Origin of the sequence: Variovorax sp. ZS18.2.2 (assembly GCF_024701975.1) — a bacterium.
GTDB lineage: Bacteria > Pseudomonadota > Gammaproteobacteria > Burkholderiales > Burkholderiaceae_C > Variovorax.
Map to the genome: position 1 here is coordinate 336,852 of NZ_JANLNM010000008.1, position 19,799 is coordinate 356,650.

At 67.4% G+C, this 19,799-nt stretch carries 22 protein-coding genes; 14 read left to right on the forward strand and 8 right to left on the reverse strand.

Features of this window, described 5'->3' with window-relative positions; genetic code table 11:
* Positions 1 to 109: 109 nt before the first annotated feature.
* Genes NU688_RS27115 through ruvB form a run of 3 tightly spaced genes read right to left on the reverse strand, consistent with a single transcriptional unit; the run spans position 110 to position 2,513 of the window.
* Positions 110 to 487 carry a nuclear transport factor 2 family protein gene (locus NU688_RS27115; protein WP_257863960.1) on the reverse strand — a complete coding sequence of 126 codons (378 nt, stop codon included), beginning with the start codon at positions 485 to 487 and terminating at the stop codon, positions 110 to 112.
* A gap of 4 nt (positions 488 to 491) precedes the next feature.
* Complete coding sequence (dmeF, locus tag NU688_RS27120; RefSeq protein ID WP_257863961.1) at positions 492 to 1,442, reverse strand: CDF family Co(II)/Ni(II) efflux transporter DmeF; 951 nt, start codon at positions 1,440 to 1,442, stop codon at positions 492 to 494.
* Between the two features lie 6 nt (positions 1,443 to 1,448).
* On the reverse strand, positions 1,449 to 2,513 hold the full coding sequence (gene ruvB, locus NU688_RS27125; protein WP_257863962.1) for a Holliday junction branch migration DNA helicase RuvB: 1,065 nt from the start codon (positions 2,511 to 2,513) through the stop codon (positions 1,449 to 1,451).
* Positions 2,514 to 2,683: 170 nt separating this feature from the next.
* On the opposite strand from ruvB, the gene NU688_RS27130 reads away from it, so the two are divergent.
* The 7 genes from NU688_RS27130 to NU688_RS27160 are packed head-to-tail and all read left to right on the forward strand — an operon-like array spanning position 2,684 to position 9,165.
* Entirely contained in the window at positions 2,684 to 3,298 is a 615-nt protein-coding gene (locus tag NU688_RS27130) for a CDP-alcohol phosphatidyltransferase family protein (protein ID WP_257863963.1), read from the forward strand.
* A gap of 35 nt (positions 3,299 to 3,333) precedes the next feature.
* Positions 3,334 to 5,100: a bifunctional alpha/beta hydrolase/class I SAM-dependent methyltransferase gene (locus NU688_RS27135; protein WP_257863964.1), complete on the forward strand. Its 1,767-nt coding sequence runs from the start codon at positions 3,334 to 3,336 to the stop codon at positions 5,098 to 5,100.
* Entirely contained in the window at positions 5,097 to 6,452 is a 1,356-nt protein-coding gene (locus tag NU688_RS27140; protein WP_257863965.1) for a phosphatase PAP2/dual specificity phosphatase family protein, read from the forward strand. The genes NU688_RS27135 and NU688_RS27140 overlap by 4 nt, the downstream gene beginning before the upstream one ends.
* A complete protein-coding gene (locus tag NU688_RS27145; RefSeq protein WP_257863966.1) occupies positions 6,445 to 6,885 on the forward strand; it encodes a hypothetical protein in 441 nt (146 codons plus the stop codon). Before NU688_RS27140 ends, NU688_RS27145 begins: the two co-directional genes overlap by 8 nt.
* The gene (locus NU688_RS27150; RefSeq protein ID WP_374684694.1) at positions 6,882 to 7,589 is read left to right on the forward strand and encodes a lysophospholipid acyltransferase family protein; all 708 of its coding nucleotides are present in this window, start codon (positions 6,882 to 6,884) and stop codon (positions 7,587 to 7,589) included. Before NU688_RS27145 ends, NU688_RS27150 begins: the two co-directional genes overlap by 4 nt.
* Positions 7,586 to 8,542, forward strand: coding sequence for a phosphatidate cytidylyltransferase (locus NU688_RS27155; protein ID WP_257863967.1), 957 nt, complete (start codon positions 7,586 to 7,588; stop codon positions 8,540 to 8,542). The genes NU688_RS27150 and NU688_RS27155 overlap by 4 nt, the downstream gene beginning before the upstream one ends.
* Entirely contained in the window at positions 8,539 to 9,165 is a 627-nt protein-coding gene (locus NU688_RS27160) for a YdeI family protein (RefSeq protein ID WP_257863968.1), read from the forward strand. Before NU688_RS27155 ends, NU688_RS27160 begins: the two co-directional genes overlap by 4 nt.
* Here the strand turns inward: NU688_RS27160 and ruvA are convergent, their stop codons facing one another.
* The gene (gene ruvA, locus NU688_RS27165) at positions 9,166 to 9,738 is read right to left on the reverse strand and encodes a Holliday junction branch migration protein RuvA (protein WP_257863969.1); all 573 of its coding nucleotides are present in this window, start codon (positions 9,736 to 9,738) and stop codon (positions 9,166 to 9,168) included. It lies immediately after the preceding gene.
* Between the two features lie 20 nt (positions 9,739 to 9,758).
* Here ruvA and NU688_RS27170 point away from each other — a divergent pair, with 20 nt between their 5' ends.
* Genes NU688_RS27170 through NU688_RS27180 form a run of 3 tightly spaced genes read left to right on the forward strand, consistent with a single transcriptional unit; the run spans position 9,759 to position 11,777 of the window.
* Positions 9,759 to 10,709 carry a PhoH family protein gene (locus NU688_RS27170; protein WP_257863970.1) on the forward strand — a complete coding sequence of 317 codons (951 nt, stop codon included), beginning with the start codon at positions 9,759 to 9,761 and terminating at the stop codon, positions 10,707 to 10,709.
* Between the two features lies 1 nt (position 10,710).
* A complete protein-coding gene (ybeY, locus tag NU688_RS27175; protein WP_257864002.1) occupies positions 10,711 to 11,172 on the forward strand; it encodes an rRNA maturation RNase YbeY in 462 nt (153 codons plus the stop codon).
* Positions 11,169 to 11,777, forward strand: coding sequence for a class I SAM-dependent methyltransferase (locus NU688_RS27180; RefSeq protein ID WP_257863971.1), 609 nt, complete (start codon positions 11,169 to 11,171; stop codon positions 11,775 to 11,777). The genes ybeY and NU688_RS27180 overlap by 4 nt, the downstream gene beginning before the upstream one ends.
* Here NU688_RS27180 and dtd read toward each other — a convergent pair.
* On the reverse strand, positions 11,771 to 12,214 hold the full coding sequence (gene dtd, locus NU688_RS27185; protein WP_257863972.1) for a D-aminoacyl-tRNA deacylase: 444 nt from the start codon (positions 12,212 to 12,214) through the stop codon (positions 11,771 to 11,773). The two genes, NU688_RS27180 and dtd, sit on opposite strands and share 7 nt — an antisense overlap.
* A complete protein-coding gene (locus NU688_RS27190) occupies positions 12,211 to 13,131 on the reverse strand; it encodes a cation diffusion facilitator family transporter (RefSeq protein ID WP_257863973.1) in 921 nt (306 codons plus the stop codon). Before NU688_RS27190 ends, dtd begins: the two co-directional genes overlap by 4 nt.
* 152 nt (positions 13,132 to 13,283) lie before the next feature.
* Between NU688_RS27190 and NU688_RS27195 the strand changes: the two genes are divergently transcribed.
* A complete protein-coding gene (locus NU688_RS27195) occupies positions 13,284 to 13,769 on the forward strand; it encodes a FecR family protein (RefSeq protein WP_257863974.1) in 486 nt (161 codons plus the stop codon).
* Positions 13,766 to 14,389 carry an OmpA family protein gene (locus NU688_RS27200; protein WP_257863975.1) on the forward strand — a complete coding sequence of 208 codons (624 nt, stop codon included), beginning with the start codon at positions 13,766 to 13,768 and terminating at the stop codon, positions 14,387 to 14,389. The genes NU688_RS27195 and NU688_RS27200 overlap by 4 nt, the downstream gene beginning before the upstream one ends.
* 37 nt (positions 14,390 to 14,426) lie before the next feature.
* Here the strand turns inward: NU688_RS27200 and tyrS are convergent, their stop codons facing one another.
* Positions 14,427 to 15,635, reverse strand: a complete 1,209-nt coding sequence (tyrS, locus tag NU688_RS27205) for a tyrosine--tRNA ligase (RefSeq protein ID WP_257863976.1) — start codon at positions 15,633 to 15,635, stop codon at positions 14,427 to 14,429.
* Positions 15,636 to 15,818: 183 nt separating this feature from the next.
* Here tyrS and NU688_RS27210 point away from each other — a divergent pair, with 183 nt between their 5' ends.
* Positions 15,819 to 17,168, forward strand: coding sequence for a M23 family metallopeptidase (locus tag NU688_RS27210; protein ID WP_257863977.1), 1,350 nt, complete (start codon positions 15,819 to 15,821; stop codon positions 17,166 to 17,168).
* Between the two features lie 37 nt (positions 17,169 to 17,205).
* Positions 17,206 to 18,330, forward strand: a complete 1,125-nt coding sequence (locus NU688_RS27215; protein ID WP_257863978.1) for an anhydro-N-acetylmuramic acid kinase — start codon at positions 17,206 to 17,208, stop codon at positions 18,328 to 18,330.
* Between the two features lie 3 nt (positions 18,331 to 18,333).
* Here NU688_RS27215 and mdtD read toward each other — a convergent pair whose 3' ends face one another.
* Positions 18,334 to 19,767 carry a multidrug transporter subunit MdtD gene (gene mdtD / locus NU688_RS27220; RefSeq protein ID WP_257863979.1) on the reverse strand — a complete coding sequence of 478 codons (1,434 nt, stop codon included), beginning with the start codon at positions 19,765 to 19,767 and terminating at the stop codon, positions 18,334 to 18,336.
* Between the last annotated feature and the right edge of the window lie 32 nt (positions 19,768 to 19,799).

Here is a 19,799-nt window from a genome sequence, read left to right on the forward strand (position 1 = left end):
TGGGGGAGGGCTGGGGTGGGGGCACGCGGCGTATCCATCGAGCGCCCTGCCTGCCCCCATCCCAACCTTCCCCCAGAGGGGGAAGGAGCAAGAAGAAAACGCCGCGCTTCTATGCGGCCCGTCGGCCCATCGTCGGCGAGCCGATCTCGAACGACGCCGTTTGAATCAGGCCGTCTCTGACCACATAGACGCAGACCATCTCCACCGTGCCAACCCCGTCGGGAAAGTTGCGCGTCACCACCTCATGGTCGATCACGACATTTCCCATGACCGAGCGCTGCAGCAGATGCGCATGAAGATCGGGCTCGGCAAAGCGGACCTCGGTGCGGGCGCGCAACTCGGCGTGCCCGGAGGCCAGCAGCTTTCCTGCCAGTTCGTATTGGCGGGCGTCTTCGGCATAGGCCGCCAGCCACGCCGAAAGATCCTTGGCGTTGTAGGCGGCCAGTTGGCGCTCGACCACGGCCTCTGCGGAAAGATGAATGGACATCGGCTCAGTCCGCGCAGCGCTGGATTTCCACCGTCGAGTGGCGGATCTCCTCGTGCATCGAAAAGCAGGCGCGCACCTCGTCGGCCGTGAGCGTCGGCGAGTGGGTCACCACAGTGAGCGCACAGGCGTAGGCATCGCGACCGACACGCCAGACGTGCAGGTCGGCCACGCGGGTTTCCGAGGCGGCCAGCGTGGTCTCCACGCCTTCGCGGATCTCTTCGGTGACCGGGTGGTCCATCTCGCGGTCGAGCAGCACCTTGCCGGTTTCCTTCAAGAGGCCCCGGGCCCAGCTGGCGACCAGCACCGCGCCGACGATGCCCATGGCCGGGTCGAGCCAGGCCCAGCCGTAGAACCAGCCGCCGAGCAGCGCCGCGATGGCGAGCACCGATGTGGCGGCATCGGCCACCACGTGCAGGTAGGCGGAGCGCAGGTTGAGGTCGTGGCCGTGTTCGTGCGAGTGACCGTGATCGTGGCCGTGGTGGTGATGCCCATGGTCATGGTGCGTGCCACCCAACAGCCGCGCACAGACCAGGTTGACCACGAGCCCCAGCACCGCCACCGAAATCGCCTCGGGGTAGTGAATCGCCGAAGGCGACCACAGCCGTTCCAGCGAGCCCACCACCATCAACGCCGCCACGCCGAGCAGCAGCAGCGCGCTCGCGAAGCCGCCGAGCACCTCGATCTTCCAGGTGCCGAAGGCGAAGCGCGGGTCGCGCGCATAGCGGCGCGCGGCCGCATAGGCGAAGGCGCTCAGGCCGATGGCCAGCGCGTGCGAGCTCATGTGCCAGCCGTCGGCCAGAAGCGCCATCGAGTTGAACCACCAGCCGGCGCCGATCTCGACCACCATCATCGCGGCGGTGATCCACATCACCAGGCGGGTGCTGCGCTCGGCCGAAGCATTGCCGGCGCCGAAGTGGTGGTCGTGCTGCCAGGCGCTCAGGTCATGGGTGTGCATGGGTCTTCAAACTCCGAAAAGGTCCTGTCCGTCCGAACGGCTCGAAGGCGGCGTCACGCCCAGGTGACGGTAGGCCGCCAGCGTGGCGATGCGGCCGCGCGGCGTGCGCTGCAGGTAGCCCTGCTGGATGAGGTAGGGCTCGATCACGTCCTCGATGGTGTCGCGCTCCTCGCCGATGCTGGCGGCCACGTTGTCCAGGCCGACCGGGCCGCCGTCGAAGCGGTGGATCACGGCTTCGAGCAGCTTCCTGTCCATCAGGTCGAAGCCCTGCGGATCGACGTCGAGCATCGCGAGCGCCTTGTGGGCGATCTCTTCGGTGATGCGGCCGTCGCCCTTGACCTCGGCGTAGTCGCGCACGCGGCGCAGCAGGCGGTTGGCGATGCGAGGCGTGCCGCGCGAGCGGCGGGCGATCTCGAAGCCGCCGGTGGCGTCGGTTTCCACCTTGAGCAGACGCGCGCTGCGGGTCACGATGAGCGCCAGTTCTTCGGGCGTGTAGAACTCCAGCCGCGCCACGATGCCGAAACGGTCGCGCAGCGGGTTGGTCAGCATGCCGGCGCGGGTGGTGGCGCCCACCAGGGTGAAGGGCTGCAGGTCGAGCTTGATGCTGCGCGCCGCGGGGCCTTCGCCGATCATGATGTCGATCTGGTAGTCCTCCAGCGCGGGATACAGGATTTCCTCGACGACCGGGCTCAGGCGGTGGATCTCGTCGATGAAGAGCACGTCGTTGGGCTCGAGGTTGGTCAGCAGCGCCGCCAGGTCCTTGGGCTTCTCGAGCACCGGGCCGGAGGTCTGGCGCAGGTTGACGCCCAGCTCGGCCGCGATGATGTGCGACAGCGTGGTCTTGCCGAGGCCGGGCGGGCCGAACAGCAGCACGTGGTCGAGCGCTTCCTTGCGCTTGCGCGCGGCGCCGATGAAGATTTCGAGCTGCTCGCGCACCTTGGCCTGGCCGACGTATTCGTCGAGCAGCTTGGGGCGCAGGGCCCGCTCTATCGCCTCTTCGTTGGGCGAAGCGGGGGCGGCAGACACCACGCGTTGTGGGGCGGGCGCGAAATCGTCGGTCTGGATGGTCATTGCGAGGGGGGTGTGCGCTGAAGAGTTTAGTGCCGAGCGCCGCGCCGGGCCGCCCCAAGCAAGAGAGCGGCCCCCTCGGGGGGGCAACGAGGACACGAAGTGCCGAGCGTGGGGGCCATTCTCACTGGCAGAATGCTTTGGCCATATAACGAACGAGGGGAAGGCAGCACGTGTCGATCTACGAATTGAAGCCGCGTTTCCAGGCCCTGCTCCGGCCACTGGTGGTCCGGCTGCATGCGATGGGCGTCACGGCCAACCAGGTCACGCTGGCGGCGTGCGTCGTCTCGGTCGCGCTCGGGCTCTGGCTTTTCTTTGCGGCGCCTTCGCTTGCAGCCTTCGGGCTCATTCCGGCCTGGATGTTCCTGCGCATGGCCTTCAATGCCATCGACGGCATGCTGGCCCGCGAGCACAACCAGCAAAGCAAGCTGGGCGCCTTCCTCAACGAACTGACCGACGTGGTCTCCGACGCCGCGCTCTACCTGCCCTTTGCGCTGGTGGTGCCCTTCAGCCCGTTCTGGGTCGGCACGGTGATCGTGCTGGCCGGGCTCAGCGAATTCGCCGGCGCGCTGGGTCCCACGGTGGGCGCCTCGCGCCGCTACGACGGCCCGCTGGGCAAGAGCGACCGGGCCTTCGTGTTCGGCGCACTCGGCCTCTATGTGGCGCTGGGCTGGCCGCTCGCAGGCTGGACGGCCTGGCTGATGCCGCTACTGGCGGCGCTCGTGGCCTGGACCATCGTCAACCGCATCCGCCGCGCATTGGCCGAAGCCGATGCCGCCGGCCGCTGAACACATACCTACAAACAGATATCGACAGGGATTCAATGACCGACACCACACCACGCATCGCGCAAGAGCTGCACTTCCAGACGCACGACGGCGAATCGCTTTTCTACCGCCACTGGCCGGCCACGGGCGCCGTGCGCCGCGGCGCCATCGTGCTGTTCCACCGCGGCCACGAGCACGGCGCGCGCATGGCGCACCTGGTCGACGAACTCGATCTGCCCGATTTCGACTTCTACGCCTGGGACGCGCGCGGCCACGGCCGCTCGCCGGGCCAGCGCGGCTACAGCCCGAGCTTCGGCACCTCGGTGCGCGACGTGCAGACCTTCGTCCACCACATCGGCACCGCGCACGGCGTAGCCGAGCAGGACATCCACGTGGTCGCGCAGAGCGTGGGCGCAGTGCTGATCGCCACCTGGGCGCACGACTACGCCCCCAAGGTGCGAGGCCTCACGCTGGCCTCGCCGGCCTTCAAGGTGAAGCTCTATGTGCCCTTCGCGCGCGCCGGGCTCGGGCTGATGCACAAGCTGCGCGGCCTCTTTTTCGTCAACAGCTACGTGAAGGCGAAGTTCCTCACGCACGACCCGGAACGCATCGCGAGCTACGAAAGCGATCCGCTGATCTCGCGGCCCATCGCGGTCAACATCCTGCTCGGCCTCTACGAAGCGGCCGACCGCGTGGTGGCCGATGCCAACGCGATCACGCTGCCGGTGCAGTTGCTCATTTCCGGCGCCGACTGGGTGGTGCACCACAAGCCGCAGCACCAGTTCTTCGAGCGGCTGGGCAGCGCCGTGAAGACCAAGACCGAACTGCCGGGCTTCTTTCACGACACGCTGGGCGAAAAAGACCGGGCGCCGGCCGTCGCGCAGATCCGCGAATTCATCCTGCAGCGCTTCGACGCGCCCGCCGTGCCGGTCGACCGCACCGCGGCGCACCTCGCCGGCGACACGGCCGACGAATCGCGCGCACTGGCCGAACCGCTCTCGCCGCTGTCGGCGCGCGGCGCCTACTGGGCGATGACGCGCGGTGGGCTGCGCATCGGCGGCAAGCTGTCGAACGGCATCGCGCTCGGTCACGCGACCGGCTTCGACTCGGGCAGCACGCTCGACTACGTCTACCGCAACCGCCCCGCAGGCAAGGGGCCGCTGGGCCGGAGCATCGACAACACCTACCTCAACTCGATCGGCTGGCGCGGCATCCGGCAACGCAAGATCCACGTCGAGGAGCTGCTGCGCATTGCGATGGAGCGGCTGGCCGAAATGCACCGCGAGGTGCGGGTGATGGACATCGCCGCAGGCCACGGCCGCTACGTGCTCGACGCGGTGCTCGCGAGCCCGGTCAAGGCCAGCTCGATCCTGCTGCGCGACTACAGCGACATCAACGTGCGCGACGGCCGCGCACTCATCGCCGAGAAGGGGCTGCAGGACACCGCGCAGTTCGTGCAGGCCGATGCCTTCGACCGCATCAGCCTCGCTACGGTGACGCCGCGGCCCACGCTGGCGGTGGTGTCGGGCCTGTACGAACTCTTCCCCGACAACGAGATGGTGCAGCGCTCGCTCGCGGGCGTGGGCGATGCGGTGGAAGACCGCGGCTACCTCGTCTACACCGGGCAGCCGTGGCATCCGCAGCTCGAAATGATCGCGCGCGCACTCACCAGCCACCGCCAGGGCGAGGCCTGGGTCATGCGCCGCCGCACGCAGGTCGAGATGGACCAACTGGTGGAAGAAGCGGGCTTCCGCAAGATCGACCAGCGGGTCGATGAGTGGGGGATCTTTACGGTTTCGCTGGCGGTGCGTACCGGGCGATGAAAGCTTGGCTTGGGCAGCGTCCGTGGAAGCGCGCTGCCGCATGGCTGGTGTTCCTCGGGCCGCTGTTCTATGCGACCTACGGCTTCGCCAACTGGTGGGCCACCACGCGCGCGAACGTGCCTTCGATGGCCTTCGACTGGGAGCGGCAGATCCCGTTCTGGCCATGGACGATCTTCCCGTACTGGACGATCAATGTGTTCTACGCGCTGTCGCTGTTCCTCGCGCGCAGCAAGCACACGCTGGACCGGCATGCACTGCGGCTCGTCACGGCGACGCTCGTCGCCTGCACCTGCTTCATCGTCTGGCCGCTGCATTTCAGCTTCGGGCAGCCGCCAGTCGATGGCGCGCCGGCGTTTCTCTTCAACGCGCTGCGCGGCTTCGACCAGCCGTTCAACCAGGCGCCTTCGCTGCATATCGCGCTGGCCGTGATCCTGTGGGACTGGTACCGGCAATTCATCCGTCCGTTGTGGGCGCGGCTGGTGCTGCATGTGTGGGCGTTCGCGATCTGCGCCTCGGTGCTCACGACGTGGCAGCACCACTTCATCGACATTCCGACCGGCGCTCTGCTCGGGGTGGTGTGCGTGTGGCTGTGGCCACTGGAACGGGTGGTGTCGATGCGGCGCGCCTGGCAGGTCACGCGCTTTGCCCGAGACAGGCAGCGCTGGAAGCTCGCGGGGTTCTATGCGGTGGGCGCGGTGCTGTTCCTCGCCGCTGCCTTATACGGCGGCGGTGTGTGGCTGTGGCTCGCATGGCCGGCCGCATCGCTCGCCTTCGTGGCGCTCAACTACATCGGTTTCGGCGCGCGCGGCTTCCAGATGGACGGACGCGGGCGCATGGGCTGGGCGGCGCGCTGGATGCTCGCGCCTTACCGGCTCGGCGCCGCGATCAACGCCTGGCTCTGGACGCGCAAGCTGCCCGCATCGGTAGAGGTGGTGCCCGGCCTGCGGCTCGGCCGGCGACCCACGCGGGCCGAATGGCTCGCCGCCGGCAAGCCGCGGCTCGTGAGCCTGTGCGCCGAATTGCAGATGCCGGCCGGCGTGCCGCATGCGCGCTGCGTGCCCTTGCTCGACCTGACAGTGCCGCCGACAGTGCGGCTGCAGCGCGCAGCCGCGGTCATCGAAGGGCAGCGGCGCAACGCCGATGGTGCCCCCGTGTGGGTCTGCTGCGCGCTCGGCTTTTCGCGCAGCGCCGCGGCGGTGATCGCATGGCTCGGCCGCTACGGCTCGGCAGGCGGCCTCGCGCAAGCCGAGGACGCGGTGCGCCGTGCCCGGCCGCAGATCGTGCTGCGCCCCGCATGGCTGCGTTCGCTCGCGCCCTTGAATCCTGTGCGGGAGGTTCCACCCCATGACTGACAACGACCGCGCCACCTGCGCCGCGCTCGCCGGCCTGCTGCGCGCCTTCACGGTGCTGGCGGCCTGGGGCTTCGCGCTGACGTGCATCGCGGCGCTGGTGCTCGCGCTCACGCTGCGTTCGCTCCCGACCACGCCCACCATGGGCTTCGGCGCAGTCGTGATCCTCGGCGTGCTCGAGCGCTATTTCGCCTTCCGGCTGCGGCTGGACCAGACGCTGTTCGACGACCTGGCGCGCGGCACCATCGCCTCGCTCGACGCACTCGACCGCGCACTGGACCGCCTCGGCCTTCGCAATGCGCCGTCGTCGCCTTCCACACGGCCGCTCGACGACCGCGTGCAGGGCACCCGCCAGCTCATGCAGCGCCATGCCATCGTGGTCGCCTGCCAGAGCGCCATGTTCCTTCTTGCCTTGATGACACAGGATTTCTCTTGACCGACGAAAACAAGAACAACGACAAACCGGAGAGCACGGTGCTGCGCCGCGCGCTCGCCGTGGTGGCAGGCAAGCTGATCATCGGCGCCGCGGGCCTGCTGACCGGCGTGCGCGCCATCTGGAGTGGCACCACGCCCAAGGCCGAACAGACGCTCTACTTCGCCAATCACACGAGCCACGGCGACTTCGTGCTGCTGTGGGCGACGCTGCCGCCCGACCTGCGCGCCCTCACCCGGCCGGTGGCGGGACAGGACTACTGGATGGCCTCGAAGGTGCGCCAGTTCATCGGCGCCGACGTGTTCAACGCGCTCATGATCCGCCGCGACGGCTCGGGCCAGGGCGACAACCCGGTCGAGCAGATGAAGGAGGCGCTGGAAGCCGGCGACTCGCTCATCATGTTTCCCGAGGGCACGCGCAACACCGGCGACGAGATCCTGCTGCCGCTCAAGAGCGGCCTCTTCCACCTGGCGCGCGCCTGCCCCAGCGTGCGGCTGGTGCCGGTGTGGATCGAGAACCTGAAGCGCGTGCTGCCCAAGGGCACGCTGGTGCCGATTCCGCTGGCCTGCACGGTGCGCTTCGGCACGCCCATCAAGCTGGCCGAGGACGAAGACAAGAACACCTTCATCGCCCGCGCACGCACCGCCATGCTCGACCTGCGCCCCGAATACGACCGCAACGACAAGGCCGAAGGCGCCGCATCATGATGGAACTGTCTCCCTTCGCGTGGACCACGCTCAAGCTCTTCGGCGGCGTCTTCGGCGTGCTGCTGCTGGCCTCGGCCATCGGTGCGCTGCTCAAGTGGCGGGTGGCGCACGGCCAGCCGCATTCGGTGATCGACAACCTCAACTCCCGCGTGAACGCGTGGTGGGTGATGGTGGCGGTGATCGGGCTGGCCTTCGCCTTCGGCAAGGGCGGCGTGATCGTGCTCTTCTATTTGATCTCGTTCTATGCGCTGCGCGAATTCATCAGCCTCGCGTACACGCGGCGCGGCGACCATGCGGCGATCGCGCTCGCGTTCTTCATTGCGCTGCCGGGGCAGTACTTCCTGATCTGGATCGAGTGGTACGGGCTCTATTCGATCTTCATCCCGGTCTATGCCTTCCTGATCCTGCCGATCCTCGCGGCGGTGGGCGGCGACACGCAGCGCTTTCTGGAGCGCACCTCCAAGATCCAGTGGGGCCTGATGGTGTGCGTGTTCTGCATCAGCCACGTGCCCGCGCTGCTCACGCTGCAGATCCCGGGCTTCGAGGGCCGCAACCTGCTGCTGATCGCGTTCCTGGTGATCGTGGTGCAGGGCAGCGACGTGCTGCAGTACGTGTGGGGCAAGCTCTTCGGCAAGCGCAAGGTCGCGCCCGAGCTCTCGCCCTCCAAGACCTGGGAAGGCCTGATCGGCGGCGTGGCGAGTGCCACCGCACTGGGCGCGGCGCTCTATTGGGCGACGCCGTTCAACCCGTGGCAGGCGGCGCTGATGGCTTTCATGATCTGCTTCATGGGCTTCTTCGGCGGCCTCGTGATGTCGGCCATCAAGCGCGATCGCGGCGTGAAGGACTGGGGTTCGATGATCGAGGGCCACGGCGGCATGCTCGACCGGCTGGACTCGGTGATCTTCGCGGCGCCGATCTACTTTCACGCGCTGCGCTACTGGTGGGTGCCGTGACCACGGCGGCAGTCAAGAAGGTTGCGAAGCCCGCTGCGAAAGTGGAGCGCATCGTCGATGACACGCCCGCAGAGTTCGCCAATGCTGCGGCGCTCGCACGCTGGTACAAGCGCCACCACGGCACGCATGCCGGCGTGTGGCTGCGCATCGCGAAGAAGGCCAGCGGCATCGCCTCCGTCGACCACCCCGAGGCACTCGAGATCGCGCTGTGCTTCGGCTGGATCGACGGGCAGCGCAAGAGCGACGGCGAACAGTATTTCCTGCAGCGCTTCACGCCGCGCACCGCGCGCAGCACCTGGTCAAAGATCAACCGCGACAAGGCGCTGAAGCTGATCGACGAAGCGCGCATGCAGCCGGCCGGGCTGGCCGAGGTGGAACGCGCAAAGGCCGATGGCCGCTGGGACGCGGCCTACGACGCCGCGAGCGTGGCGACCGTGCCGCCCGACCTGCAGGCCGCGCTCGATGCGAACAAGAAGGCCGCGAAGTTCTTCGCCACGCTGGACGCGCGCAACCGCTATGCGGTGCTGTTCCGCACGCAGGGCGCGAAGAAGGTCGAGACGCGTGCGCGGCGCATCGCGCAGTTCGTGGCGATGCTGGCGAAGGGCGAGAAGGTCTATCCCTGATTACTTCGCCAGCGCCTTCAGCGCCAGCTTGATGCCTTCGCTCACCGTCGCATCCTTGGGCAGCGCCTTGAGCGCCAATGCCGCTTCCTTGTCGCTGTAGCCCAACGCGATCAGCGCCTGCAGGATGTCGGCCTGCGCGTCGGAGGTCGCATGCGTCGGCAGTCCGATGTCCGCGCCCAGCTTGCCCTTGAGCTCCAGCAGCAGCCGCTCGGCGGTCTTCTTGCCGATGCCCGGAATCTTCACGAGCCGGCCGAGTTCCTGCGTGGTGATCGCCTGCGACAGCTCGCCCACGCTCATGCCGGAGAGCACCCCGAGCGCGGTGCGCGGGCCCACGCCGGTGATCTTGATGAGCTGGCGGAAGGCCGCACGCTCCTCGGCGGTGCCGAAACCGTAGAGAATCTGCGCGTCCTCGCGCACCACGAAGTGCGTGAGCAGCGAAACGCGCTCTCCGGTGCCGGGCAGGTTGTAGAACGTGCTCATCGGCACATCGACCTCGTAGCCGACGCCATTGCAGTCCACCACCACTTGCGGTGGGTTGCGCTCGGCCAGTACGCCGGTGAGTTTGCCTATCATGGGTGCCCTTTTTCCTTGAAATGTCCGGCGTGATTCTGCGACACACCTTTACCCCACCGAACAACTCGCGCCTCGGACACCTGTGCGGACCACTGGACGCCCACCTGCGCCGCATCGAAGAAGCGCTGGGCGTGAAGATCGCGCACCGCCACGAGCAGTTCAAGGTCGATGGCCCCAAGGCCTCGGCGCAGCGCGCGATGGACGTGCTGCAGGCGCTGTACGAAATCGCCCAGCGTCCGATCGATCCGGCCGTGGTGCAGCTCACGCTGGCGGGCGATGGCTCGATGAGCGACGAGGATTCGGCCATGCTCGTCACCCGCCGCGCCGACCTGCGCGCGCGCACGCCGACACAGGCGCTGTACCTGGACAACATCGCCAAGCACGACATCACCTTCGGCATCGGCCCGGCCGGCACCGGCAAGACCTACCTCGCGGTGGCCTGCGCGGTCGATGCGCTGGAGCGCGCGGCGGTGCAACGCATCGTGCTCACGCGGCCGGCCGTGGAAGCCGGTGAGCGGCTCGGCTTTCTGCCGGGCGACCTGACGCAGAAGGTCGACCCCTACCTGCGCCCGCTGTACGACGCGCTCTACGACCTCATGGGCTACGAGAAGGTGCAGAAGGCCTTCGAGCGCAACGCGCTGGAGATCGCGCCGCTGGCCTTCATGCGCGGGCGCACGCTGAACAACGCGTTCGTGATCCTCGATGAGGCGCAGAACACCTCGGTCGAGCAGATGAAGATGTTCCTCACGCGCATCGGCTTCGGCGCGAAGGCGGTGGTGACGGGCGACGTGAGCCAGATCGACCTGCCCAAGCAGCAGCTCAGCGGCCTGATCGACGCCGAGCGCGTGCTCAGGCGCGTGAGCGGCATCGCGATCACGCACTTCACGAGTGCCGACGTGGTGCGGCATCCGCTGGTGGCGAAGATCGTGGACGCCTACGACGGGCAGCGCAAACGCACGAGTGCGCACTGAGATGGCGCTGCCGGCACTTTCTCTTTCGCTGCAGTTCGGTCGCTTCAAGGGCGTCGAGCGGCACCGCATCGCGCTGCCGCGCCACCGCGTCACGCGCTGCATCCGCCATGCGTTGGACATCGACGGCGAGATCACGGTGCGCATCGTCGATGCCGACGAAGGCCAGCGCCTGAACCGCGAATTCCGCGGCAAGGACTACGCGACCAACGTGCTGACCTTCGACTATGCGCAGAGCCCGGTCGCCATGGCCGACCTGGTGCTGTGCGCGCCGGTGGTCGCGCGCGAGGCGAAGGAGCAACGCAAGACGCTGGCCGCGCACTACGCGCACCTGCTGGTGCACGGCACGCTGCACGCGCAGGGCTGGGACCACGAGACCAGCGAAGCCGACGCCGACGAGATGGAGGCATACGAAATCCAGATCCTCGCGGAGCTGGGCATCCGCAATCCCTACGGCAAGGGATGACGGCAGAGGGCGGCGATCGCTGGCTGGAGCGATGGCTGCCATTGCTCGTCGAGCGGGCGGGCGCTGGCCAGGTGCTCGAACTGGGCTGTGCCGAGGGCCGCGACACCGCCACGCTGGTCGATGCGGGGTTGCAGGTCGTGGCGATCGAGTTGTCGTCGGAAGCAGTCGAACGCGCCCGTCTGCGAGTGCCTGAGGGCGCGCAGTTCCATTGCCAGGATTTTCGTGATCCGTTTCCGCTGGCGGCCAGCGCCACGGTCGGCGTGGTGCTGGCCAGCCTGTCGCTGCACTATTTCGAATGGGGCGCGACGCTGGAACTGGTGCGGCGAATTCATCGCGTGCTGCGCCCGGACGGCGTGCTGCTGTGCCGCCTCAATTCGGTCAACGACCTGCACTACGGCGGGCGCGGTCCGTCGCCGATCACCGGACGGGATGAAGACTGCTTCTATCTGTTCGACGGTTTTCCCAAACGCTTCTTCGACCGCGCCGCGGTGGAGCGGCTCTTTGCCGACGGCTGGCGCATGCGGCATCTCGAAGAGGTCACCATCGACCGCTATGCGCACCCGAAGGTCGCATGGGAAGCTCTGCTCGAGCCCCTGCCCTACTGAGTCATCTGCAGCGGGATGGTGACCGGCCCGTCGTTGAGCAGGTGCACCTGCATGTCGGCGCCGAATTCGCCGGTGGCCACCACCGGATGCGCGGCGCGCGCCTGTGCCACGAAGTACTCGTAGAGCCGCCGGCCTTCATCGGGCGGCGCGGCGAGCGTGAAGCTGGGGCGGTTGCCGCCGCTCACGTCGGCCGCCAGCGTGAATTGACTCACCACCAGCAGGCCGCCGCCGATGTCCTGCACGCTGCGGTTCATCTTGCCGGCCTCGTCCGAGAAGATGCGCAGCTTGAGGATCTTGGCGAGCATGCGGTCGGCGAGCGCATCGACGTCGCCGCGTTCCGCGCACAAGAGGACGAGCAGGCCCGCATCGATGGCACCGACGGTCTGGCCGGCAATGTCGACGCGGGCGTTCGCGACGCGCTGGAGGATGGCTTTCATGGGTGTCCGTGTTCTTCCACGATCTGGGTGGCGCGCGCTTCCATGGTGAGCGGCAGCAGCTGGATGGTGACGCGCAGGCCGGGCACGGCGTCCATCAGGGCCTGCTCGAGTTCGTCGCGGAGGCTGGCCGCGCGCTGCAGGGTCCAGTCGCCGGGCACGTGCATGTGCAGGTCGGCAAAGCGGCGCTGGCCGGCACCGCGCGTCACCATGTCGTCGAAGCGCAGCCGGCTGCCCTCAGGTTGGCGCGCCGCGAAGGCGTCGAGCGTGGCGCGCACGATGGCAAGGGTGTCGGCGTCGAGGGCTTTGTCCATCAGGCCCTGCGACGAACGCCACACCAGCTTGACGCCCTCGCGCACGATGTTGAGCGCCACGCCGATGGCCAGCAGCGGATCGAGCCAGAGCCAGCCGCTGAAATGCACGCCGACGATGCCGATGACAACGGCGGCGGAGGTCCACACGTCGGTCATCAGGTGGCGGCCGTCGGCCTCCAGCGCGATGGAGCGATGGATGCGCGCGGCGCGGAACAGCATCACCGCGAGCGCCGCATTGAGGCCCGAGCTGAACACCGACAGCGCCAGCCCCCAGCCCAACTGTTCGAGCGGCTGGGGCGACAGCAGCCGCTGCACCGACACCCACAGGATCGCCACCGCAGCGCCGACGATCAGGATGCCTTCGAAGCCGGAGGAGAAGTATTCGGCCTTGTGGTGGCCGTAGGGATGGTCGTCATCGGCCGGCCGCTCGGCAATCGTCACCATTGCCAAGGCGAACATGGCGCTGGCAAGATTGACGAACGACTCCATCGCATCGGAGATCAGGCCCATCGAATTGGTCATGTACCCCGCCAGCCCCTTGAGCACGATGGTGACCAGGGCAACGGCCACGGAGACGCGGAGCAGTGTTTTGGGAGTGAGCGTCATGGGCAATCGGGACGGCGAATCGACAAAAGACGACGCAAAAAACGGCAAAAGGCCGCAGGATGACGCTGAATTATCGACACAGTGTCCATATGTAACGCCTTCGGCTTAATATTTGTGACTATTGCGAAACATTCTTCACAGAGAGTCGGACGATGAAAAAACTCTTGAACATTTTGGGCGGCCTCGCCCTGCTGGGCGCCACCATGATGGCCCAGGCCCAGACAACGCCGGCCCCGGCCGCCGCGGTCCCCGACCTCCAGGCCGGTTTCGTGAAATCGGTGCGCGGCAATGTGCAACTGCTCAGCGCCGCCGGCACCGCACGCACCGCCGCCGCGGGCGATGCCCTGGGGTCTGTCGACCGCATCGTGACCGGCCCCGACTCCTCGGCAGCCGTGGTTCTGCGGGACGACACGACCCTGGTGGTCGGTCCCTCCTCGCGGCTGGACCTGAAGGAATTCCACTTCGACGCCACCACCCGCGACGGCGGCCTCCTGGTCTCGCTGCTGCGCGGCTCGATGCGCATGATCACCGGCCTGATCGGCAAGACCAACCCCGACGCGGTACGGGTCGAAACGCAGACCGCCACCATCGGCATTCGCGGCACCGACTTCATCGTTCAAGCCGACGGAAAGCCATGATGACGACGCGCATGTCACCCCGCCCGCTCCTTCTTCTTGCCACCGTATTGATCACCGCATTGCTCGCCGCCTGCTCGACGCCGGGCACGCGGGTCGTGCTGCTGCCGCAGGCCGACGGCAAGCCTTCCGCCGTCGTGGTGCGCGCCAAGGACGGGGAAGAAGTCCTTTCCAAGCCCTACCAGCGTGCAACGGCCGCAGTGGGTGCCAGCGGTGCGCCGGTGGTCGATCAGGTCGATCCGGCCAAGGTACAGGCGGAAAACAAGCCGCTCTTCGACATGCGCCCGCCCCCGCCGCAGCGCTACACGGTGTTCTTCGAGGTCGGCGGCACCACGCTGACCCCGGCTTCGCAACAGGTCATGACCGAGGCGCTGGCCGCGGCACTGGCACGCAGCGGCGGCGACATCGTGGTGACCGGCCACACCGACACCAAGGGCACCGGCGAATCGAACGACCAGTTGTCGCGCCGCCGGGCGCAGGAAGTGGTTCAGCTTTTCGTCGAGCGGCAGTTCCCGGCCAACCGCGTCGAGGCCGTGGGCCGCGGCGAGCGCGACCTGGCCGTGCCGACCGCCGACGAGGTGGACGAGCCGCGCAACCGGCGGGTCACCATCGAAGTCCGGTAATCAAAGCAAAAGGCCCCGAGGGGCCTTTTCTTTGGGGTCAGCTCAGGGTCACGCGCGCGAACTTGCGCTTGCCGACCTGCACCACGTAACTGCCCGCAGGCAACTTCAGCCCCTTGTCGCTGATCACGACCGAGTCGACGCGCACGCCGCCGCCGTCGATCAGGCGGTTGCCATCCCCGGCAGAAGAAGCCAGATTGGCTTGCTTGAGCAGTTGGCCGATGCCCAGCGGCGCGCCACTGAGCGACACCTCGGGAATCTCGTCCGGCACGCCGCCCTTGCTGCGGTTGATGAAATCCTGCTCGGCCGTCTCGGCGGCCGCCGCGCTGTGAAAGCGCGCAGTGATTTCCTTGGCCAGCGCGACCTTCGCATCCTTCGGGTTGCGGCCGCCCGCGATCTCGGCCTTCAGCGCCTCGATCTGCTCCAGCGACTGGAAGCTCAAGAGCGTGTACCAGCGCCACATCAGGTCGTCGGAAATCGACAGCACCTTGGCAAACATGGTGTTGGCGTCTTCGCTGATGCCGATGTAGTTGTTCTTGCTTTTGGACATCTTCTCGACGCCATCGAGCCCTTCCAGCAGCGGCATAGTGAGTATGCACTGCGGTTCTTGACCGTATTCCTGCTGGAGATGGCGGCCAACGAGCAGGTTGAACTTCTGATCGGTGCCGCCCAGTTCGAGGTCGCTCTTGAGCGCCACCGAGTCGTAGCCCTGCATCAGCGGGTAGAGGAATTCATGGACCGAGATCGACTGGCCGGCCTTGAACCGCTTGTTGAAATCGTCGCGTTCCATCATCCGGGCGACCGTGTACTTGGCGGCCAGCTGGATCATTCCGCGGGCGCCCAGCGGGTCGCTCCATTCGGAGTTGTAGCGAATCTCGGTCTTCTCGGGGTCCAGTACCAGGCTGGCCTGCTTGTAGTAAGTCTGGGCGTTGGCCTCGATCTGCTCCCGGGTGAGCGGCGGGCGGGTGTTGTTGCGGCCGGAGGGGTCGCCGATCGTGCTGGTGAAGTCGCCGATCAGGAAGATCACCCGGTGCCCCAGGTCCTGAAGCTGGCGCATCTTGTTGAGCACCACGGTGTGGCCGATATGGATGTCCGGGGCGGTCGGGTCGAGCCCGAGCTTGATGCGAAGGGGGGTTCCGGTGGCTTCGGAGCGCTGGAGCTTCCGCACCCACTCGTCCTGCGGCAGCAGCTCGTCAGCCCCACGGAGGGATATTTCGAGCGCACGTCCTACACTATTTGAGAGGGTCATGGATGTAACAGATTCGGCCTTTACGGGCTTTTTTGGCTGACTTTTGGGATGCCGAAGCTATACTCAGCCCGACTTTTCAAGCGCCGAATTCTAAGCGGCGCTTTTTCCGCACCGTCTGCTGCCGCCCTGAACGTACTGGGCCTTGCAGCACGGATTTGCAGAACCTGAGCTGGAATTCATAGTTTGATCAACGGCATTCTTGCCGCCGAGGAGCTCCTTGCTTCTCGCGTGGCCTATACGTTCCGGACCTACCCCAAGCAGATCACCGCTGTCATCGCGGCGGCTTTGTTGAGCGCCGGCACCCTCGCGGTGGCCTCGCTGGGTCCTGACGCTTCCGACCTCCCGGTCCACCAGATTCTCGAAGCCACCGCCGCGCCGCAGTCCTTTGCGGACCAGAGCGCATCGCTCGAGGGCTTCAGCTTCACGCTGTTCCGCACCGACACCACCCGTTCGAGCGACACGGCCGAAGCCCTGCTCCGGCGCCTGGGCATTTCGGACCCCGCCGCCACCGCCTTCGTGCGCGGCAGCGGTGAAGCCCGCGGTGCGCTGTTCGCGCGCGTCGGCCGCACCGTCACGGCCGAAGCCACGCAGGAAAACCAGCTCAAGAAGCTCAGCGCCCGCTGGATTCCCGACGGCGACGGCGGCTTCAAGCGTTTCGTGATCGAGCGCACGCCCGTCGGCTTCGTCGCCCTCACCGAGCGCGACACGCTGACGTCGGGCACGCGCCTGGCGAGCGGCACCGTCCGCACCTCGCTGTTCGCCGCCACCGACGACGCGCGCATTCCCGACGCAGTGGCGAGCCAGCTGGCCGACATCTTTGCAGGCGACGTCGACGTGCGGGCCCTGCGCAAGGGCGACCGCTTCGCAGTGGTCTACGAGACCTTCGAAGCCGATGGCCAGGCGCTGCGCAGCGGCCGCGTGCTCTCGGCCGAGTTCGAGAACAACGGCAAGATCCACCAGGCTGTCTGGTTCCAGCCCCCGGGCGCGGGCCAGAAGGGCAGCTACTACCGCCCGAATGGCGACAGCCTGCGCAAGGCCTACTTGGCGACGCCGGTCGAGTTCTCGCGCGTGTCCAGCGGTTTCGCGATGCGCATGCATCCGATCCTGAACAGCTGGCGCCAGCACAACGGTGTCGACTACGCGGCACCCACCGGCACCTCGGTGCGCACGGTCGGCGACGGCACGGTCGATTTCGCCGGCACGCAAAGCGGCTACGGCAACATCGTCATCATCAATCACCGCAACAACCAGCAGACGGCGTATGCGCACCTGAGCCGCATCGATGTCAAGGCCGGCCAGAGCGTGAGCCAGGGCCAGGCGATCGGCGCGGTGGGCTCCACCGGCTGGGCCACCGGCCCGCACCTGCACTTCGAATTCCGCGTGGGCGGCGTCTACCAGGACCCGGCTTCCATCGCACAAGAAGGCGGCGCACCGATCACCGCGGCCCTGCGTCCGGCCTTCGAACGGATCGCCGTCGGCGCCCGCACCGAACTGGCAGCCGCCTTCTCCGTCATTCAGGCCAGCGCGGACTGAACACGCGCGGCGGTCTTCTCCAGACACCGAGCCTGAGATGACCGCCGAGTTTTTCATCGGCCTGATGTCAGGCACCTCGCTCGACGGCGTCGACGGCGTGCTTGCCGACTTTTCCGACGGCCGGATCGCGGTGAAGGCCTACGCCACCGCGGAGTTTCCCGTGGCCTTGCGCGCGGAGCTCCTGGCACTCAACACACCCGGCGACAACGAATTGCATCGCGCGGCACTGGCCGGCAACGGGCTCGCCCGGGCCTATGCCGGGGTGGTGCAGCAGTTGCTGGCGGACAGCGGCATTGCCGCCGGCGCAATCACCGCCATCGGCGCGCACGGGCAGACGGTGCGCCACCGGCCGCTCGAATTCGACGACGTCGGCTACACCCTGCAGATCAACAACCCCTCGCTGCTGGCCGAACTGACCGGCATCGACGTGGTCGGCGACTTTCGCAGCCGCGATCTCGCCGCAGGCGGCCAGGGCGCTCCGCTGGTGCCGGCGTTTCACCGCGCCCTGTTCGCGCGCCCCGACGAGACCGTCGCGGTGCTGAACATCGGCGGTATTTCCAACCTGAGCCTGCTCCCGGCCACCAATGCGCCCGACGGCGCCATCGTGCTGGGCTTCGACTGCGGCCCCGGCAATGCGCTGATGGATCACTGGTGCCAGACTTACCAGGGCCAGCCCTTCGACCGCGGCGGCCAATGGGCGGCAAGCGGGCAGGTGCTGCCCCAGTTGCTCGCGCAATTGCGGGCCGATCCGTATTTCGCCAAGGCGCCACCCAAAAGCACGGGGCGCGACCTGTTCAATCCGACCTGGCTGGCTTCGCAATTGGGGACCACGGCCATGGCACCGGCTGACGTGCAGGCCACGCTGACCGAACTGACGGCGCGTACCTGCGCCGCCGACCTTCTCAGCTACGGAAAAGATAGCAAGCTGCTGATCGTGTGCGGCGGTGGCGCGCTGAACGATCACCTGCTTGGGCGCCTGCGCGCGCTGCTTCCCGGCGTGAAAGTGGTCGCATCGACCGACCAGGGCCTGCCACCGCAACAGGTCGAGGCCGCAGCATTCGCCTGGCTCGCGCGCTGCACCGTCCGGCGCGAAGCGGGCAATCTGGCCAGCGTGACCGGGGCGCGCGGCGCACGCGTGCTGGGCGCGATCTACCCGGCCTGAGCTTCAACCCTGGCCGGAAACCTCCGGCTGCGCAGGTTGTGCCGCGCGCACTTCTGCGGGCAAATGCCAGAAGATCAGCGCAGATGCCACCGTGATCAGCCCCATGCTCGCAAAAGTGGCCTGAAAGGCATCGAGCGTGTGAGCGGCCGTCTCGGTGCCGAAGATCCCGTTGTAGCCCGCCAGCACGGCACCAGCCGCCGCTACACCCAGGCTCATCGCCAGCATCTGCACCATCGACAGCAGGCTGTTGCCGCTGCTGGCCATGCTGCCGTCCAGGTCCTTGAGCGTGATCGTGTTCATCGCGGTGAACTGCAGGGAGTTGACCGCGCCGAAAGCCAGCAGTTGCAGCACATGCAGCGCCATGGGCTGGCCGGGCGCCGTCAGGCCGAAGCTGGCCATGGTGCAGCCCACCAGCACGGTATTGACCACCAGCACCTTGCGGTAGCCGTGGCGGGTGATCAGCGGCGTGGCAAAGCGCTTCATGGCCATGCCCGCGAGGGCGATCGGCAGCATCATCAGACCGGCCCGCACCGGCGAATAGCCCATCGACACCTGCAGCAGCAGCGGCACGAGAAAGGGCATGCAGCTGCTGCCGAGGCGCGAGAACAGGTTGCCGATCAGCCCGATGCTGAGCGTCGGCACGCCGAACAACGAGGGGGCGAACAGCGGCTCGGGCGTGCGCGCGGCGCGCAGCCAGTAGGCCACCACACTCGCGAAGCCGAAGATCAGCACGACCATCACGCCGCCCTGGCGCAGGCCGAGCTCGGACACGCCGTCGAGCGCGAGCGAGATCGCCACCATGCCGAAGGCCAGCATCGCGTAGCCCACGCTGTCGAACCGCTTCTGGATGGCGCCGCGCAGGTCCGGCATGTATTTGAGGGTGGCGATGCAGCCCGCCAGTCCGACCGGCACGTTGATCAGGAAGATCCAGTGCCAGGAGGCGTACTGCACCAGCCAACCGCCCAGCGTGGGGCCCAGCAAGGGGCCTATGAGCCCCGGGATCGCGACGAAGCTCATCGCCTGCAGGAATTCGCCGCGCGGCACCGTGCGCAGCAGCGCCAGGCGCCCCACAGGCAGCAGCAACGCGCCGCCCAGGCCCTGCACCACCCGCGCCGCCACGAGCTGCCCCAGCCCCTGCGACAGCGCGCAGAGGACGGAACCGGCGGCAAACAGCACGATGGCCGCGAAGAAGATGCGCCGCGTGCCGAAGCGGTCGGCGATCCAGCCCGAGGCAGGGATCAGCATCGCCATCGTGAGCGCATAGGCCACCACCACCGACTGCATGCGCAGCGGACTCACGTTCAGGCTCGCGGCCATCGCCGGCAGCGCGGTGTTGATGATGGTGGCATCCAGCGTCTGCATGAAAAAGCCGACGGCCACGAGCCACAGCAGGCTCTTGCGGGAAGGATCGACGGCAGTGGCGGCTTCGGGCGTCATGGGAGAAGAAGGGAAGCGAAAAACGACGGGCA